This is a genomic window from Variovorax paradoxus (assembly GCF_009498455.1).
GTDB classification, from domain to species: domain Bacteria; phylum Pseudomonadota; class Gammaproteobacteria; order Burkholderiales; family Burkholderiaceae_C; genus Variovorax; species Variovorax paradoxus_H.
In genome coordinates this window covers 382,116-398,503 of record NZ_CP045644.1, presented here as the reverse complement: position 1 = coordinate 398,503, position 16,388 = coordinate 382,116, and the positions used below count along the sequence as shown (strand labels likewise).

Annotated in this window: 15 protein-coding genes; 7 read left to right on the top strand and 8 right to left on the bottom strand. The window is 63.8% G+C overall.

Going from position 1 to position 16,388, the window contains the following annotated elements:
• Window positions 1-6 precede the first annotated feature (6 nt).
• Genes otsB through otsA form a run of 3 tightly spaced genes read left to right on the top strand, consistent with a single transcriptional unit; the run spans window position 7 to window position 4,114 of the window.
• Entirely contained in the window at window positions 7-801 is a 795-nt protein-coding gene (gene otsB / locus GFK26_RS01740) for a trehalose-phosphatase (RefSeq protein WP_153280586.1), read from the top strand.
• The gene (locus GFK26_RS01735) at window positions 798-2,732 is read left to right on the top strand and encodes a glycoside hydrolase family 15 protein (protein ID WP_153280585.1); all 1,935 of its coding nucleotides are present in this window, start codon (window positions 798-800) and stop codon (window positions 2,730-2,732) included. The genes otsB and GFK26_RS01735 overlap by 4 nt, the downstream gene beginning before the upstream one ends.
• A complete protein-coding gene (gene otsA, locus GFK26_RS01730; RefSeq protein ID WP_153280584.1) occupies window positions 2,729-4,114 on the top strand; it encodes an alpha,alpha-trehalose-phosphate synthase (UDP-forming) in 1,386 nt (461 codons plus the stop codon). Before GFK26_RS01735 ends, otsA begins: the two co-directional genes overlap by 4 nt.
• Before the next feature lie 18 nt (window positions 4,115-4,132).
• Here the strand turns inward: otsA and GFK26_RS01725 are convergent, their stop codons facing one another.
• Window positions 4,133-4,615 (bottom strand): Lrp/AsnC family transcriptional regulator, encoded by a 483-nt coding sequence (locus GFK26_RS01725; RefSeq protein ID WP_153280583.1) that lies wholly within the window; start codon window positions 4,613-4,615, stop codon window positions 4,133-4,135.
• A gap of 141 nt (window positions 4,616-4,756) precedes the next feature.
• On the opposite strand from GFK26_RS01725, the gene glmS reads away from it, so the two are divergent.
• The 4 genes from glmS (at window position 4,757) to GFK26_RS01705 (ending at window position 8,820) form a co-directional block, all read left to right on the top strand.
• Entirely contained in the window at window positions 4,757-6,637 is a 1,881-nt protein-coding gene (gene glmS, locus GFK26_RS01720) for a glutamine--fructose-6-phosphate transaminase (isomerizing) (RefSeq protein WP_099795146.1), read from the top strand.
• 92 nt (window positions 6,638-6,729) lie between these two features.
• On the top strand, window positions 6,730-7,350 hold the full coding sequence (locus GFK26_RS01715) for a TetR/AcrR family transcriptional regulator C-terminal domain-containing protein (RefSeq protein WP_153280582.1): 621 nt from the start codon (window positions 6,730-6,732) through the stop codon (window positions 7,348-7,350).
• A 167-nt stretch (window positions 7,351-7,517) separates the two neighbouring features.
• Entirely contained in the window at window positions 7,518-7,886 is a 369-nt protein-coding gene (locus GFK26_RS01710; RefSeq protein ID WP_153280581.1) for a hypothetical protein, read from the top strand.
• Between the two features lie 58 nt (window positions 7,887-7,944).
• Entirely contained in the window at window positions 7,945-8,820 is an 876-nt protein-coding gene (locus GFK26_RS01705) for a LysR family transcriptional regulator (RefSeq protein WP_153280580.1), read from the top strand.
• Window positions 8,821-8,985: 165 nt separating this feature from the next.
• Here GFK26_RS01705 and GFK26_RS01700 read toward each other — a convergent pair whose 3' ends face one another.
• From GFK26_RS01700 to GFK26_RS01670, 7 genes are all read right to left on the bottom strand, one after another.
• Window positions 8,986-9,390, bottom strand: a complete 405-nt coding sequence (locus GFK26_RS01700) for a RidA family protein (protein WP_153280579.1) — start codon at window positions 9,388-9,390, stop codon at window positions 8,986-8,988.
• A 58-nt stretch (window positions 9,391-9,448) separates the two neighbouring features.
• Window positions 9,449-10,906: an aldehyde dehydrogenase family protein gene (locus tag GFK26_RS01695; protein ID WP_153280578.1), complete on the bottom strand. Its 1,458-nt coding sequence runs from the start codon at window positions 10,904-10,906 to the stop codon at window positions 9,449-9,451.
• A gap of 71 nt (window positions 10,907-10,977) precedes the next feature.
• Window positions 10,978-12,069 (bottom strand): ABC transporter substrate-binding protein, encoded by a 1,092-nt coding sequence (locus GFK26_RS01690; RefSeq protein ID WP_153280577.1) that lies wholly within the window; start codon window positions 12,067-12,069, stop codon window positions 10,978-10,980.
• A 49-nt stretch (window positions 12,070-12,118) separates the two neighbouring features.
• Window positions 12,119-12,973, bottom strand: coding sequence for an ABC transporter permease (locus tag GFK26_RS01685; RefSeq protein WP_153280576.1), 855 nt, complete (start codon window positions 12,971-12,973; stop codon window positions 12,119-12,121).
• A 5-nt stretch (window positions 12,974-12,978) separates the two neighbouring features.
• Window positions 12,979-13,788: an ABC transporter ATP-binding protein gene (locus GFK26_RS01680; RefSeq protein ID WP_153280575.1), complete on the bottom strand. Its 810-nt coding sequence runs from the start codon at window positions 13,786-13,788 to the stop codon at window positions 12,979-12,981.
• A gap of 13 nt (window positions 13,789-13,801) precedes the next feature.
• Complete coding sequence (locus tag GFK26_RS01675; RefSeq protein WP_153280574.1) at window positions 13,802-15,349, bottom strand: FAD-dependent monooxygenase; 1,548 nt, start codon at window positions 15,347-15,349, stop codon at window positions 13,802-13,804.
• Window positions 15,350-15,533: 184 nt separating this feature from the next.
• Window positions 15,534-16,322, bottom strand: a complete 789-nt coding sequence (locus GFK26_RS01670; protein ID WP_153280573.1) for an aldolase — start codon at window positions 16,320-16,322, stop codon at window positions 15,534-15,536.
• Between the last annotated feature and the right edge of the window lie 66 nt (window positions 16,323-16,388).

Below are 16,388 nucleotides of genomic sequence, written 5' to 3'. Positions count from 1 at the left end.
TTCCCAATGCCAAAGTCCTCCAGCAGCAACGCACAGTTGCCTCCTCCGCCGGGCCGGGACGCCGCCCTTTTTCTCGACTTCGACGGCACGCTGGTCGGCCTTGCCGCCACGCCTGAAGCCATCGAGGTGCCGCCCGCCCTCGTGCCCCTGTTGAGCGACCTGCGCGACCTGCTCGGTGGCGCGCTCGCCGTGGTGTCGGGTCGCCAGATCGACGCCATCGACCGCTTTCTGGCGCCGCTGCGGCTGCCCGCCGCGGGCGAGCACGGCGTGCAGCGCCGCGACGCGAAGGGCGGCATGCAGGAGCAACGCCCGCCCGACCTCGTGCCCATCCTGGACATCGCCAACGAACTCGCGCGCATCCACGAAGGCCTGCTGGTGGAGCGCAAGCACGCCGCCATCGCGCTGCACTACCGGCTCGCGCCGCAGCTCGAGGCCGTGTGCCGCGACGCGATGACGCGCGCCATCGAAGGCCATCCGCAGCTCGAACTGCTGCACGGCAAGTTCGTGTTCGAGGTGAAGCCTTCGGGCGTCAACAAGGGCATCGCCATCGAAGCCTTCATGAACGAAGCGCCCTTCGTGGGCCGCACGCCGGTCTTCGCGGGCGACGACACCACCGACGAGAGCGGCTTCGCCGTCGTGCAGCCGCGCGGCGGTGTCGCGATCAAGGTCGGCGCCGGGCCCAGCCTGGCGCTGCACCGGCTCGAATCGCCGCGCGCGGTCTACGAGTGGCTGGTGCAGGCACGCGACCTGCTGGCCGCACCTGACAACACCCCAGAAGCATCACCGAGGAAGCCTGCATGAGCGAACACCAACTGCCGGAGGCCCCGGAGGACCGCGCGGGCGACGCACTGGCCGGCGCGGCGGGCCCCGACGACACGGCGCCCGCGGACGTCGCGAAAGTTGCGGCGCAGGTGGCCGCCACCCCGCCGCGCGGCTTCGCGCCGCCGGCCGAGCCCTCGCTCAATGTCGGCGTGATCGGCAACTGCGCCTACAGCGCGCTCATCGATGCGCGCGCCCGCGCCGTGTGGTGCTGCCTGCCGCGCTTCGACGGCGACCCGGTCTTCAACGCGCTGCTGCACCCCGGCGAGGAAGCCGGCGCCTGGGCCATCGAGATCGAGGACTTCGCTTCCAGCAAGCAGTGGTACGAACCCAATACCGCCGTGCTGCGCACGCAGCTGTTCGACAGCGCGGGGCAGGGCATCGAGATCACCGACTTCGCGCCGCGCTTCTACAGCCGCTCGCGCTACTTCCGCCCGCTCATGATGGTGCGCCGCGTGCGCCCCATTGCCGGCGCGCCGCGCATCCGTGTGGCGCTCGACCCGCGCTTCCAGTGGGGCGCCTCGGAGCCCACCGAGGTCACGCGCGGCAGCAACCACATCCGCTACGTCGGGCCCGACGTGACCTTGCGGCTCAACACCGACGCGTCGATTTCGCACATCCTGTCGCGCCAGCCTTTCGTGATCTCGCGCGAGTACAACTTCATGTTCGGCGTGGACGAGACGCTGCTCGAAGGCATCGCCGACACCGCGCGCAAGTTCGAGCAGGAAACCATCGCCTACTGGCGCACCTGGAGCAAGCGCCTGGCCATTCCTTTCGAGTACCAGGACGCGGTGATCCGCGCGGCCATCACGCTCAAGCTCTCGCTGTACGAGGACACCGGCGCCATCGTCGCCGCCATGACCACCAGCATCCCCGAGGCGCCGGGCAGCCAGCGCAACTGGGACTACCGCTACTGCTGGCTGCGCGACGCCTTCTTCGTGGTGCGTGCGCTCAACTCGCTGAGCGAGGTGGGCACGATGGAAGACTACCTGCGCTGGCTCGGCAACGTGGTGATCGGCTCGCACGGCGAGCACATCCAGCCGCTGTACGGCATCGGGCTGGAGCGCGAGCTGCCCGAGTCTTTTGTCGACGGCCTGCCCGGCTACCGCGGCATGGGCCCGGTGCGCGTGGGCAACCAGGCGCAGGAGCACTTCCAGCACGACGTGTACGGCAACATCGTGCTCGGCGCGGCGCAGGCTTTTCATGACCATCGGCTTTTGAGCCGCGCGGGCGTGGCGGAGTTTCCGCACCTCGAGGCGGTCGGCGAAAAGGCGGTGCGCGTGTACGGCACGCCCGACGCCGGCATGTGGGAGCTGCGCACGCGCGCCCGCGTGCACACCAGCTCGGCGCTCATGAGCTGGGCCGCCTGCGACCGGCTCGCCAAGATCGCGCGCACGCTGGAGCTGCCCGAACGTGCCGCCTACTGGCACGGCCATGCGGCGCGCATGAAGGAAGAAATTCTGGCCAAGTCGTGGAGCGAGGAGCGCCAGGCCTTTGCCGAGAGCTTCGGCGGCAACGAGCTCGACGCCAGCATCCTGCTGATGGTCGAGGTGGGCCTGATCGATGCGCGCGATCCGCGCTTCATCTCGACCGTCGACGCGATGGAAAAGTCGCTCTGCGACGGCCCCTACATGCGCCGCTACGAAGCCGCCGACGACTTCGGCAAGCCCGAGACCGCCTTCAACATCTGCACCTTCTGGCGCATCGACGCGCTGGCCAAGATCGGCCGCAAGGCCGAGGCGCGGCAGATCTTCGAAACCATGCTCGCCGCGCGCAATCCGCTGGGCCTGCTGTCGGAAGACACGCACCCGGTCACGGGCGAGATGTGGGGCAACTTTCCGCAGACCTATTCGATGGTCGGCATCATCAATGCGGCCGTGCGTTTATCCGCTCCCTGGGATTCGTGCATATGAGCCGCCTCGTCGTCATCTCGAACCGCGTGGCCGACCCACGCAAGCCCGCTGCCGGTGGCCTGGCCGTGGCGCTGGGCGAAAGCCTGCAACAGAGCGGCGGCCTGTGGTTCGGCTGGAGCGGGCAGATCGTCGAAGGCGGCCCCACGGGCGAAGGCGAACTGCACACGCAGCAGGCCGGCAAGGTCACGCTTGCCACCATCGACCTGAGCCGCGACGACCACGACAGCTACTACCTGGGCTACAGCAACGACGTGCTGTGGCCGGTGTTCCACGACCGGCTCGACCTGGCGCACTTCGAGGCCGGCTTCATCGGCGGCTACCGGCGCGTGAACCAGCTCTTTGCGCGCAAGCTGCTGCCGCTGCTGCGCGAGGACGACATCCTCTGGGTGCACGACTACCACCTGATCCCGCTCGCGGCCGAGCTGCGCGCCATGGGCTGCAAGCAGCGCATCGGTTTCTTCCTGCACATCCCGCTGCCGCCGCAGATCATCATGGCGGCCATTCCGCAGCACGAGTGGCTGATGCGCTCGCTGTTCTCGTACGACCTGATCGGCTTCCAGGCCGAGCAGGACGTGCAGCACTTCGCGCACTACGTGCACAACGAGGCGCACGGCGAAGCGCTGGGCGGCGACCTGTTCCGCGCCTACGGCAACACCGTGCGCGCAGCGGCCTTTCCGATCGGCATCGACGTGGACGAGTTCGCGGCGCTCACGCACGCCAAGGAATCGCGCGACATGTACGAGACCATGAAGCGCGAGTACTCCAGCCGCCGGCTCCTGCTGGGCATCGACCGGCTCGATTACTCGAAAGGCATCCCGCAGCGCGTGCGCGCCTTCCGCGAGCTGCTGGCCCACTACCCCGAGAACCGGCGCAGCGCCACGCTGATCCAGATCGCCTCGCCCACGCGCGAGACGGTCGATGCGTACGGCGACATCCGCCGCGAACTCGAATCGCTGTGCGGCGCCATCAACGGCGACTACGGCGAGCTCGACTGGATGCCGGTGCGCTACATCCACCGCATGGTGGCGCGCAAGCGGGTGCCGGGGCTGTGCCGCGCGGCGGCCGTGGGGCTGGTCACGCCGCTGCGCGACGGCATGAACCTCGTCGCCAAGGAATACATCGCGGCGCAAGACCCGGCCGACCCCGGCGTGCTGGTGCTGTCGCGTTTTGCCGGTGCGGCCGAGCAGCTGAAGGAAGCGTTGCTCGTGAATCCGTACGACACGCACGGCACCGCCGAGACGGTGCAGCAGGCGCTGCAGATGCCGCTGGAAGAGCGGCGCGAACGGCACCAGAAGCTGCTGTCGCGCATCCGGGCGCAGGACATCCACTGGTGGCGGCGCGAATTTCTCGAAGCGCTGCGCGCTGCGGCGAGCGAGCGCTGATCGCGCCTGGAGCCCGCGTCAGCCCAGCGGCACGCGGGCCCCGAACTTCGCGCGCTTCAGGCTGAAGAACGCCTTCACATTGCGCACGTTGGCGTCGGCCGTGAACAGCCGCTGCGTCAGCGCGCCGTAGCCGGGCATGTCGCGCGCCACCACCACCAGCACGAAATCGGGCCCCGGCGACACGCGCCAGCACTGCTGCACCGCATCGTCCGCGATCACGCGGGCCTCGAAGGCGTCGAGCGCGGCGGCGTCCTGCCGGTCGAGCGAAATCTCCACCACCGCCTGCAGGCCGTGGCCCAGCACCGCGGCGAGGCGGTCGGGCGAGAGCAGGGCGACCTGGCGCTCGATGAGTCCCTCCTGCCGCAGGCGCTGCACGCGGCGCAGGCAGGTCGGCGGCGAAATGCCCACCTCGGCCGCCAGGCGCTGGTTGGTCTGCGAGGCGTCCTGCTGGAGCGCGTCGAGCAGCTTGAGGTCGATCGCGTCGAGGGAGATTGATTCCATATCGGTTGGAATTATGGAATAAAACTCCATCTATAGGTTTGAATGAAATAAAACTCCAAAACTGTGGGAATTTAGACGCCTTATTTCCCCGATGGCTCCCTACCATCGAGCCCTTCTGTTCTTCAAGACAAGGTACTCCCTATGTGCGGCATCGTCGGCGCAGCCTCCCATCGCGACATCGTTCCGGTCCTGGTCCAGGGCCTTCAGCGGCTCGAATACCGCGGCTATGACTCCTGCGGCGTCGCGGTGCATGCCGGCGGCCTGAGCCGTGCGCGCACCACCTCGCGCGTGGCCGAGCTGCTGACTCAGGTGCGCGACGACAAGATCGAAGGCCTCACCGGCATCGCCCACACGCGCTGGGCCACCCACGGCGCACCGGCCGTGCACAACGCGCATCCCCACTTCAGCCACGGCCCCGGCGCCGATGCGCCCGCCGCGCGCCCGGGCCGCATCGCGCTCGTGCACAACGGCATCATCGAGAACCACGAGCCGCTGCGCGCCGCGCTCGAAGCCAAGGGCTACGTGTTCGAGAGCCAGACCGACACCGAGGTCATCGCCCACCTCGTCGACAGCCTCTACAACGGCGACCTGTTCGAAGCCGTCAAGGCCGCCGTGCTGCAGCTGCACGGCGCCTACGCCATCGCCGTCATCTGCCGCGACGAACCGCAGCGCGTCATCGGCGCGCGCGCCGGCTCGCCGCTGATCCTCGGCGCGGGCAAGGACGGCACCGAGAACTTCCTGGCCAGCGACGCGATGGCGCTGGCCGGCGTGACCGACCAGATCGTGTACCTCGAAGAAGGCGACGTGGTCGATCTGCAGCCGGGCAAGTACTGGATCGTCGACAAGAACCACAAGCCCGTCACGCGCACCGTGCGCACCGTGCACGCCCACAGCGGCGCGGCCGAGCTGGGCCCGTACCGCCACTACATGCAGAAGGAAATCTTCGAGCAGCCGCGCGCCATCGGCGACACGCTCGAAGGCGTCGAAGGCATCGTGCCCGAGCTGTTCGACGGCATCGGCCAGGACGGCGCCACCGGCGCCAGCGCGCACCGCGTGTTCCAGGACATCGACAAGATCCTCATCCTGGCCTGCGGTACCAGCTACTACAGCGGCTGCACCGCCAAGTACTGGCTCGAGAGCATCGCGAAGATTTCCACGCAGGTCGAGATCGCCAGCGAGTACCGCTACCGCGACTCCGTGCCCGACCCCAAGACGCTGGTCGTCACCATCAGCCAGTCGGGCGAAACCGCCGACACGCTGGCCGCGCTCAAGCACGCGCGCTCGCTGGGCATGGAACAGACGCTGACCATCTGCAACGTCGCCACCAGCGCCATGGTGCGCGAGTGCAAGCTGGCCTACATCACGCGCGCCGGCGTCGAAATCGGCGTGGCCTCGACCAAGGCCTTCACCACGCAGCTCGCGGGCCTGTTCCTGCTGACGCTCGCCATCGCACAGGCCAAGGACCGCCTGAGCGCCGTCGACGAAGCGCGCTACCTGAAGGAAATGCGCCACCTGCCCGTCGCGCTGCAGTCGGTGCTCGCGCTCGAGCCGCAGCTCATCGGCTGGGCCGAAGACTTTGCGCGCAAGGACAACGCGCTGTTCCTCGGCCGTGGCCTGCACTACCCGATCGCGCTCGAAGGCGCGCTCAAGCTCAAGGAAGTGACCTACATCCACGCCGAGGCGTATGCCGCCGGCGAACTCAAGCACGGCCCGCTCGCACTCGTCACGAGCGAGATGCCCGTGGTCGCCGTGGCACCGAACGACGCGCTGCTCGAAAAGCTCAAGAGCAACCTGCAGGAAGTGCGCGCCCGCGGCGGCGTGCTCTACGTGCTGGCCGACGGCGACACGCAGATCGCCAGCGGCGAAGGCCTGCATGTGATCCGCATGCCCGAGCACTACGGCGCGCTGTCGCCGCTGCTGCACGTGGTGCCGTTGCAGCTGCTGGCGTATCACACGGCGTGTGCGCGTGGGACGGACGTGGACAAGCCGCGGAATCTCGCTAAAAGCGTGACGGTGGAGTGAGGGCGCGCGGGGGCGCGCAACTGTTCGCACCTATCCAAGTTTTCGAATGCTAAAACTAACTTTGTTAGTTTTAGCCAAGCGATTCAAGCACCATGCGAATTCAACGAGATCAGGTAATCAGTTCAGCGTTGGCCCTCCTTGCGGAAGACGGAATAGAGGGCTTGACTCTGCGAAAGTTGGCGCTGGCGTTGCAGATCCAAGCGCCCTCGCTCTATTGGCATTTCCCCAACAAGCAGGCGCTGATCGACGGGATGGCAGACGCTCTGGTCGAGACGGTTGCGCGCGACATTTCTCCGACGCAGCCGTGGGACGATCAAGCCCGCTTGATAGCGCGCGAGCTCCGTCAGGCTTTGCTGGCTCACAGAGACGGGGCTCGCGTGTTCGCAGGGACCTACGTGGTGACAGACAACGTCTTGCGCACCAGCGATGCCTTGATCGGCGCTTTTGTTCGATCCGGTGCGAGCGCGCATCGTGCAGCCAATGCAAGTCTGAGCTTGCTGTATTTCATCCTTGGTTTCGTCATGGAAGAGCAAGCACTGGGGATCGACAGCACCATGGATGTGGCCGTCCGAAAAGATGCCTTCTTTCAGTTGGCGCAGAGCAAGTATCCGCATTGCTGGGAAGCACGCCACACATTTTTCAGCGAGGACTTCGATAGCCGATTCAGTGACGGCATCGACCTTTTCATCGCAGGGTTCAAGTCCACGCTCTAGCTTGTCGGACGCGTGCCACCCGCTCCGACGTTATCTATGCCCCGCACGCAGGCCATGGGGCACGCCCGCCTCTTTACGCAGAAACCGTCCAGGCCATCAGCGATACGATTGATCAATCTAACGTCGTTAGATAAAATAGTCTATCGCCGTTAGTTGGATGGATCCTCATGCGTATCGATAGCACTCAGTTCCCCTTGGTCTGGATGTCCTCGGATATTTCAGCCAGCGACTGGGAAGTTGACCTCAACGCACTCATCGCTCGCGGCGAGAGGTTCGTGTTCTTGACGCGAGACCTCCCGATCTCAGGGCCCAATGGCAACCATGAGGACCGACGAAGGCTGGCGCTGTGGCTGAAGCAGAACCGCAGCGAGCTCAAGGGGCGTTGTGCGGGAAGCATCCTGATCGTGGAAGCCCCGTCGTTGGTCTTCGCGCTTGGACCCGTGGTGCGAGGGCTGAGCAAAGCGTTTGGCTTTCCGGTCAGCATCTGCGTAGAAGCGTCATTTCCGACCGAGGCCAAGAAGCTGCTTGATCGTTAGGGAGTCTGGCGATCCAAGATGCCAGCGCTCCATCTCATCGATCCTCTCGGCACAGTCAATGAGTGACCTTCATCAACTGCGCGTATTCAAGGAAGTAGCTGCTCGCAAGAGCTTCACCCGCGCAGCTTTCGCGCTGCGAGTGTCGAAGGCCAACGTGACGAAGAGCATCGCTCACCTCGAGGAGGATGTCGGCGTTCGCTTGCTCAACCGTTCGACGCGATCCGTGACGGTCACGGATGCGGGGGCGACGCTCTATGAGCGCCTCGACCCGATATTCAAGCTGATCTCCGAGTTGCGGGACGAACTCGCAGGGTTCGCAACACACCCCAAAGGCAGGCTTCGGCTTGCTGCACCGCATGGGCTCTCGTTGGGCGTTCTCGGCAAGAACATCGACGACTTTGTTGCCCAGTATCCCGATGTTCATGTGAGCCTGCATCTGAGCAATCGCGAGGAAGACCTCATCGTCGGAGGGATCGACGTCGCCTTGCGAATAGGCCCCATCGAGCAGCGTGAGCTCATTGTGCGAAAACTCCAGCCCGTTCCCATGGTTCTGTGCGCCTCACCAAAGTACTGGGCACGCCGTGGAATTCCTTCTCGGCCAGAGGATCTTGCGGCGCATGACGTGCTGACACATTCCCTCTGGGACTGCGCATCCCGACTCTCGTTTGTCGTGGACGGAGAGACGAAGTACGTTGATGTGCGCAGTCGCATCGAAGCGGACGATGCCGCGCCTCTGATCGCTCTCGCAGTCAAGGGACTGGGCGTCACTTGCGTGCCGGAGGTTCTCGCGCGAGCACATCTTGGTTCCGGCGCACTGGTGCCAGTACTGAAAGACGCGATGCCGAAGTCGATATGGTTGTACGCGACCTATCCACACCGCAACCACAAAAGCGCCGCGCTACGCGCCTTGCTCGAATTTCTCACCGAAAAATAGAAGATCAGTCAGGCGAGATGGCCCTCGCGGTGCGCGTGAGTGACCAAGTCGATGTCCATCCCCGCCGCAGCAAGGGACGCATCGCGCCGGTGAGCCGGGTGCACTTCACGATTGCAGTGATACACCAGAAGGGAATCACAGCTTCCGTGAAATGGCCTCCAGAGGTTAAACGGTCGCTACCACCTGAATTTCGACCAGGAAACCGGGTGCAAACAACGTCTGAACACCGACGGCGACGCTCGCGGGTGGCGTTGCGCCAGGCAGCCGTGCCGCCGTGATCGCACCGATCAGTTCGCCAACATTCTCAGGAGAATAGCCGGCCAGGTAGATGGTCTCGTTGATCACATTGGCGCGGGAGGTTCCCGCTTCTTCGAGAACGATGTCGATGTTCTCGTACGCGCGCCTGAACTGCTCGCTAAGGTTTCCTTCCACCAGGTCGCCGTTCTCATCCCAAGCCAGTTGCCCGGAGGTATAGACAAGTCCGGCACGCTCGACGACGACAGCATGTGACATCACTGTGGAAAGCTTCGGCAGCTTGGAGGGGTTGACGGCTCGAATTCCATTGCTCATGTGTATTCCTCTGTCTTTCTGATCAGATTGCGATGGTTTGACAAAGCAGGACGCACCGTCACTGCTTGTTGATGTTGATGACCTGGAGCTGCGTGAACTCAAGCAGACCTTCCTCGCCAAGCTCCACGCCAAACCCGGACTTCTTTGCCCCGGCCTGTGGAATATGGGGCGCAAGATCGATGTGCTGATTGATCCAGACCGTCCCCGCGTCGAGCTGCATGGCCACCTTCTCTGCCCGCGCGATGTCGGGAGACCACACCGAAGCGCCCAGACCATAGCTTCCAGAATTCGCCCGTTCGATGGCATCTTCGATGTCTGTGTAGCGAAGCACAGGAAGAATGGGGCCAAATTGCTCTTCGCTGACCACGCGAAGGCTGTCGTCACGGTTGGCATCAACAATCGTCGGCTGAATGAAAAAGCCCCCGCCTTCAGGTACGTCGCCACCCCCGATGATTCGGCCCTGGGCCCGCGCCTCAGCCAGGAGATCTTTCACGCGCTCGTACTGTGTCCTGTTCTGCAGCGGGCTGACGGTGCTTGCTTCGACACCGCTTCCTATTACCGTGCTTGCAGCAATTTTCACGAGCGCCTGGCACATGCGGTCGTACATGGCATCGGGAACGTACAGCCTCTTGAGCGCGATGCAGGCTTGACCGCTGTTGAAGAATGCGCCGCGATAGATGGCTTGCGCGATCGCTTCTGGATCTGCATCGTCAAGAACGATACCCGGGTCGTTTCCGCCCAATTCCAACGTGACGCGCTTCAGAGACCTCGCGGCATTGGCCATCACCTTGAGGCCCGTGGCGGTCGAGCCCGTGAATGAAACCTTCGCGACATCAGGATGCGATGCAAGGATGTCGCCGAGATCATTCGCGTCGGTGACGACATTGATCACACCTGCCGGTACGACATCGGCGACCAGGTTCGCAAAGCGCAGCGTGGTCAACGGCGTCGTCGCAGCGGGCTTGATGACGACCGTATTGCCCGTCAGGAGGGCGGGCGGAACCTTGAAGGCCATGATCAGCATGGGAAAGTTCCAGGGAACAATGACTGCAACAACGCCCAGTGGCCTGCGATGCAGCTGCGCGCGACGTCGCTCACTGTCTTCCAGCGTGCGAGGCTCGAACGTCGCGTCTGCGGTGTGCCGGAAGAACGCCGCCGTCCCGCCGATTTCAAAGAGCGCATCTGCCAGGGGCTTGCCTTGCTCGAGCATCAGCAAGTTGGCCAGCTCGGTGCTGTTGGCTTCAATGACATCGGCAATCTCGTGAAGCAGGGCCCGACGTTGGCCGATGGGTGACGCGCTCCATGCGGGAAACGCCGCCTTCGCAGCAGCGATGGCCGCTTCGAACTGCGCAGCAGATGCGCGCGGACACGTCGCACCCACCTTGCCGGTTGCCGGATTCACCACATCCATGCGGCGATCGCCTGGGGAAAGCTCCCCGCCGATGAGCAGGCCGAGGCCGCGATCCACCGCCGACGGCTCTGAGCGGTCGGGTGCGCTGAGTGTAGAAGTCGTCATGATTTCTCCTGGAGACTGTTGATTGCAAGAATGAAGAATGCGAACGGACCTCGCGCGAAGAGCGGGCGAAGTCATGCCTTGAACGACTTGGCCTGGCGCACGACCGCCGCCTTGTCGAAGTCGTTGATTTCGTCGATCAACTCGTTGGTGAAGATGTTTGCGGGATCGCCGATCTGCTGCGGCAGCAGCGGATTGCCACTGCTCTTGGCGACGCTTGCGATCGTTCCCCTCCATTGGCCGGCGCTGGAGGCACCCATCCGCGGGTCCGGGTCGTCAGGCCTGCGAACCCAGTTGATGCGCCGTTGGGCCAGGATGGTCTTCATCTCCTTGCGCACTGCCTCCGGGGACGTCGACTTCGGCTTGGACTCAGGGTAAAGCGACCAATGGAGATCGAGTGCGGCTGCCAGGTTGGTGGTGGCGAACAGAGACGACTTGGCCATCCCGCGGCAAAAGCCCACCACGGTCTTTCGGTCGTCCTTCAGGTCCTTCTTGCGGAATCCGAACCAGCCTGCTGGCAACTTCTCATACTGCGGCGGCAGCGGTAAGTAACGCAGTGGAAATCCGACGGCCTCGATCCGACCGGCGGCAGTGTCGTAGGTCACCAGGGCATCGACCTTTTTCTGCTTGAGCGCTGATCCGGCCAGCCCGCCGTCACCCACGGCAATGAAGTCGATGTTCTGCGTGGACACGCCAAGCTCCGTCAACATCAGTTGCAGTTGAGCAATGCCGCCGTCTCCTTGGTTGCGGATGCCGATTCTTTTGCCGGCGAGGTCGCTGATGGCGCGCACGGGGCTGTCGGGGTCGACCACAACGACGTTCGCGTTGCGCGGGAGCCAGTTGTAGATGGCAAGCAGGCCAAGTCCCGGCTCCTTCGCAATCGCGGGAAGGAACAACGCTGGAACCAGGGCCCCGGTATCGGCTTGGCCGGTCGCGATGGACAGCATTGCCTGCGTCTGACTGCTCATGTTCACGTACTCGATGTCCAACCCTTCGGACTCGTAGAACTTGAGCCGAGGATCCCGACCGCAGGTGACGAATGCCTGCGAGACGTCGACCGTCGAGTTTGGGTTCGCCACCTTGACGATGCGGCGGCTCTGGGCGTGAGCGAAAGGTACTGAAAGAAGGCCACCCAGCGCAAGGTTGAAGAAGCGCCTGTCAATCATGTGTTGATCCTCGTGTTGAAAAGTCGTGTCGAAAAAATGACCGTGCGCGTTACGCGCTGACCGCGTTGCGAGATTCGTCGGCCGGCATCCAGCCGAGGACCCTTTTGCGAACAGCCCGAATCGCTCCCGTGAGGGCAATTCCGATGACCGACAGGAGAATGAAGACGGCGAAACTTCCCCCCGTATCAAGCTGCCCTTCGAGTTGAAGGATCAGCACTCCCAGGCCTGCCTGTGCGCCGACGAATTCGCCCACGACGGCGCCAACGACGGAGAAGGCTGCGGCCATGTCCAGGCCGGCGAAGATGTAGGGGAGTGCGCTTGGAAACTTGCACTTGACGAAGATCTGCCAGCGCGTGGCGGAAAGTGACCTCAGAAGATCGACACGATCTGCATCGATGGCCTTGAACCCCGCCAGACTGGTGACAAACACCGGAAAGAACGTGATCAGGCAAACGATGGCGACTTTCGAACTCATGCCGAAACCCATCCAGGTGACGATGATCGGAGCCACTGCGACCTTTGGAAGGCTCTGGAGTGCAGCGATATAGGGCTGCAGCATCCGCTCCAGATAGTCCACCTCGGCGATGGCCATGGCCAGGGCCAGGCCAATCAGGCTTCCGAGCGAGAAGCCGATCAGGATTTCCCACGACGTCACGAAGGTGTGATACCAGAAGCCATCCTTGGCCATGGGTGACTTGGCGAACCCGTTGTACATCGCGGAGAGAACGTCGCTCAATGGAGGCAACAGGAACTTCGGAACCTCGAAGAAGCGGACGCCGAACTCCCAGGTGAAGACCAACGCAAGAAACAGGGCCACCGAAGCAAGGCGAGTCGATGGAACTCGGCTTCGATGTTTCGCGTGCGGTTGCACGGCCCGTCCTGAAGGTGTGGTGGTTGCGTTCATGTCGTTCAATCGAAGTTGCCGCTGTGGGAAAAGATCTCGCGAATTTCGTCAGAGACACGGACGAATTCCGACGCGCCCATCGCGCTCATGCCACGCGGCCGGGGCAGATCGACCTTGATGACACGCTTCAGTGCACCGGGTCGCGGCGTCATCACGAAGACGCTGTCACCCAGAAAGATGGCTTCCGGTATGGAGTGGGTGATCAGGATGACTGTCTTGCCGCTCTCCATCCAGATGCGCTGCAGCTCAAGATTCATCTTTTCCCTGGTCAGCGCGTCCAGCGCTCCGAACGGCTCGTCCATGAGCAGTACCTTCGGGTCATGAAGGAGGGCGCGGGCGATCGACGCTCGTTGCTGCATGCCGCCGCTCAGTTGACGTGGCAGCTTGTTCTCGAACCCCTCCAACTTGACCAGCCGCAGCAAGTCCATCGCCCGTTGACGGGAGGCTCGCATGTCGAGGCGAAGAATCTCCGCCGGAAGGAGGACGTTCTCGATCACTGTCCTCCAAGGCAAGAGGATGGAGCTCTGGAAAACGACACCGACATCGCGCCGGGTTCCAGTGACGACCTGGCCATCGATCGACACGGTGCCGTGCGTCGCCTGCATCAGGCCGGCCACCATCCGCAGCAATGTCGTCTTGCCGCACCCGCTGGGACCGACGATCGACACGAAGCTTCCCTTCTCGATCGTGCAGTCGACCGAATCGAGGGCGAGCACGCTCTCGCTGCTGGTCGAGCCGAATGACTTCGAGAGGTTGCTGATTCGAATGTGCCCTTGCGAGGCTGGGCGCGGTTGGGCTGTGGCCTGAGCAGACATTGCCGTCTCCTGGTCAGACTTGCTGCGCGGGTTCGGTCCTGGCGGCACCTTGCGCCTGAGCCGCGGTGAGGCGATGCGTGGCGCTGAGCGCCCGATCGAGTTCGCCAGCGAGCTTCGCAGGGTCCGTCTGTTCGCAGGCCCACGCCACATACCCGTCCGGTCGAATCAGCGCTGCGGTGACGGCCGACCATGCGCTGCGCTGTTCACCCGACAGCGCGCCGCGGTGGCAATGCCTGTTTGGATGGGCGTTCCGGACGTGGGCGTTCTGGACGGGCGATGCATCGTCGGCGTGGGAAAGATCCAGCAGGATGTACTTGCCTTCGCGCATCATGGAAAACAGGTGCTCATCGCTTCCGACGAATGTCAGATCCGGTGCACGCGTGCCTGCCAGCGGATGACCCTGCGGCGAGGGATACGCCACATGAAGTCCCGTCAACCGCTCGGTCAGTGAGACCTCGATCTCGGGGCGCTCTTTCATCAGCTTGGTGAGAAAGGACCGCAGTTCCTGGCCTTCGACCGTGAACGCGCTCATGAGCGCGGTCTGGGCCTGCGTATGCTCGAGCAGGTCCTGACCGACCGGGTGGCGTTCATCGTGGTAGCTGTCGAGCAGCCCTCCCGGTGCCCAGCCATGAACAGTCGCAGCAAGCTTCCAGCCCAGGTTCATGGCGTCCTGGACGCCGACGTTCAGACCGACGCCTCCTGCAGGAAAGTGCTGGTGCGCCGCATCGCCAGCCAGGATGACGCGGCCCTTTCGATAGGTTGTCGCCTGGCGGCTGGTATTGCCGTAACGCGACAACCAGCAGGGCGAATGCAGACCGAAATCCGTTCCGAAGATGGCGATCGAATTCGTCTTCAGCTCTTCAATGGTGAAGTCGCCCGGCCAGTCCGTGCGGATGTCGTGAGGATTGATCCCGACGATGCGGTAGCGACCATCCGCCAGCCTGACGACCATCCCCATTCCGTTCAGGCTCCACTTGTAGAGGACGGGCTCGGGCGGTGGATCGCGAAGCTCGACGTCTCCGAGCCATCCCAGTACGGTGGCCTGTGTGCCAGTGAAGTCGATGCCGGCCGCGCCGCGAACGGTGCTGCGGGTGCCATCGCAACCCACGAGGTAGTCCGATTCGACCGTGTACGAACCCTCGGGTCCTTCGATGGTGGAGATGACCGAGGACGCACGTTCTTCGAGTCCCACGAAACGATGGCCGCGCCGCACGACGGCGCCCAGTTCGATCGCGCGTTGCTGCAACAGCGCCGTCGTGCGTGCCTGGAAGATGGCCAGCGTGAAGGGATAGGGCGTATCCAGTCCCGAGAAGTTCAGCCTGCTGTTCAGAAGCGCGAAATGGCCCGTCGGAATGCGCGCGCCCTCGGCAAGCAGTTGTTCATGTGCGCCGCGCGAAGCTAGGATCTCGATCGTTCGCGGGTGAATCGTGAGCGCCCTGGAGTTGGGATCGATCTCTGCGGTCTGATCGATGATCAATGTGGAAACGTTGGCGAGTCTGAGTTCGCACGCCAGCCACATGCCGGCGGGGCCGCCCCCCGAGATGACAACTTGAAAATCCATGACATACCCTTTCAAAAAAACTCTGAAGCCTGGCGCGGTGGCCGAGCCAGTGGCTTGAAACGAGCGTGGCCCAGCCGCCACCGGTGGCCGGCGGTCGGCTCAGGTCACCACGAAGCTGCGTGAGGCGTCGCCAGCTCGATGCGGTGTGAAGCAGTTCTCTGTCGCGACGACGCACAACGCCGACTCAACCCGCGGGCGTTGCGGACAGGCAGGTCGGATCCGCTCTCAGCACTTGCCGGGCAAAGTACTGGAACGTGAGATCAACGATTTCGGGCTTCAGCAGAAAGTCGCGGGACTCGGCCGCCAGTTCGGGGCGGATCTCGCGGATCTGCCCAACCGCAGCGGCGCGCAGTTGGGCCTGCGCCGCCTGTTCCAACCAGATCGCCAGAACAGCAGCCTCCTCAAGACTGACACCCGCGGTCAGAAGCCCGTGATGCGCCAGCAGAAGCGCCTTGTTCTTCGGACCCAGGGCGCCCGCAATGGCGTGGCCTTCGTCATCGCCGATCGGCAACCCCGGCCACTCGGCCAGGTAGCTGCAGTTCTCATGGAACGGCGTGGCGTCCATCTGCGCCACCTTCAGTGCTTGCCCGGTCATCGACAGCGCGGACACTGCCGGCGGATGGGTGTGCACGATGCTTTGAACATCCGGTCGCGCGCGATACACCCACAGGTGAAAGCGAACGGCCGGGTTGGCGAGGCTGTCGCCTTCCAGCACGTTCAGGTGCTCGTCCACCAGGATGAGATCGGACAGCGTCGCCTCGTCGGCTCCCACGCCGAATCGCAGCGTCCAGAAGGTGCCCTCGCGTTCCCCTTTCGTCGTGAGCTGCCCGGCCAGGCCTCCATACCAGTGGCCGTGCGAACCAAGCATCCGGCAGGTCAACACCAGACGCTCTCTGGCACTGCGTCTGACAGGCACGAGCTTCTTGGCAATTTCCATGTCGACGCGCGCACGCGTCAGGGTTTTCTCTTCCATGTGGTCCTCGGGCAGTCCGTGTTCAATTGGTCAACTTGTTGACCTGTAGTATGCATCGATGCCATA

Excerpts from the sequence above, each read along its gene's own strand:
- GFK26_RS01735 (WP_153280585.1), top strand. The coding sequence starts at position 798 with ATGAGCGAACACCAACTGCCGGAGGCCCCGGAGGACCGCGCGGGCGAC.
- GFK26_RS01695 (WP_153280578.1), bottom strand. The coding sequence starts at position 10,906 with ATGACGACTTCTACACTCAGCGCACCCGACCGCTCAGAGCCGTCGGCG.
- GFK26_RS01675 (WP_153280574.1), bottom strand. The coding sequence starts at position 15,349 with ATGGATTTTCAAGTTGTCATCTCGGGGGGCGGCCCCGCCGGCATGTGG.
- GFK26_RS01685 (WP_153280576.1), bottom strand. The coding sequence starts at position 12,973 with ATGAACGCAACCACCACACCTTCAGGACGGGCCGTGCAACCGCACGCG.
- GFK26_RS01700 (WP_153280579.1), bottom strand. The coding sequence starts at position 9,390 with ATGAGCAATGGAATTCGAGCCGTCAACCCCTCCAAGCTGCCGAAGCTT.
- otsB (WP_153280586.1), top strand. The coding sequence starts at position 7 with ATGCCAAAGTCCTCCAGCAGCAACGCACAGTTGCCTCCTCCGCCGGGC.
- GFK26_RS01715 (WP_153280582.1), top strand. The coding sequence starts at position 6,730 with ATGCGAATTCAACGAGATCAGGTAATCAGTTCAGCGTTGGCCCTCCTT.
- GFK26_RS01705 (WP_153280580.1), top strand. The coding sequence starts at position 7,945 with ATGAGTGACCTTCATCAACTGCGCGTATTCAAGGAAGTAGCTGCTCGC.
- GFK26_RS01680 (WP_153280575.1), bottom strand. The coding sequence starts at position 13,788 with ATGTCTGCTCAGGCCACAGCCCAACCGCGCCCAGCCTCGCAAGGGCAC.
- glmS (WP_099795146.1), top strand. The coding sequence starts at position 4,757 with ATGTGCGGCATCGTCGGCGCAGCCTCCCATCGCGACATCGTTCCGGTC.
- GFK26_RS01725 (WP_153280583.1), bottom strand. The coding sequence starts at position 4,615 with ATGGAATCAATCTCCCTCGACGCGATCGACCTCAAGCTGCTCGACGCG.
- otsA (WP_153280584.1), top strand. The coding sequence starts at position 2,729 with ATGAGCCGCCTCGTCGTCATCTCGAACCGCGTGGCCGACCCACGCAAG.
- GFK26_RS01710 (WP_153280581.1), top strand. The coding sequence starts at position 7,518 with ATGCGTATCGATAGCACTCAGTTCCCCTTGGTCTGGATGTCCTCGGAT.
- GFK26_RS01670 (WP_153280573.1), bottom strand. The coding sequence starts at position 16,322 with ATGGAAGAGAAAACCCTGACGCGTGCGCGCGTCGACATGGAAATTGCC.
- GFK26_RS01690 (WP_153280577.1), bottom strand. The coding sequence starts at position 12,069 with ATGATTGACAGGCGCTTCTTCAACCTTGCGCTGGGTGGCCTTCTTTCA.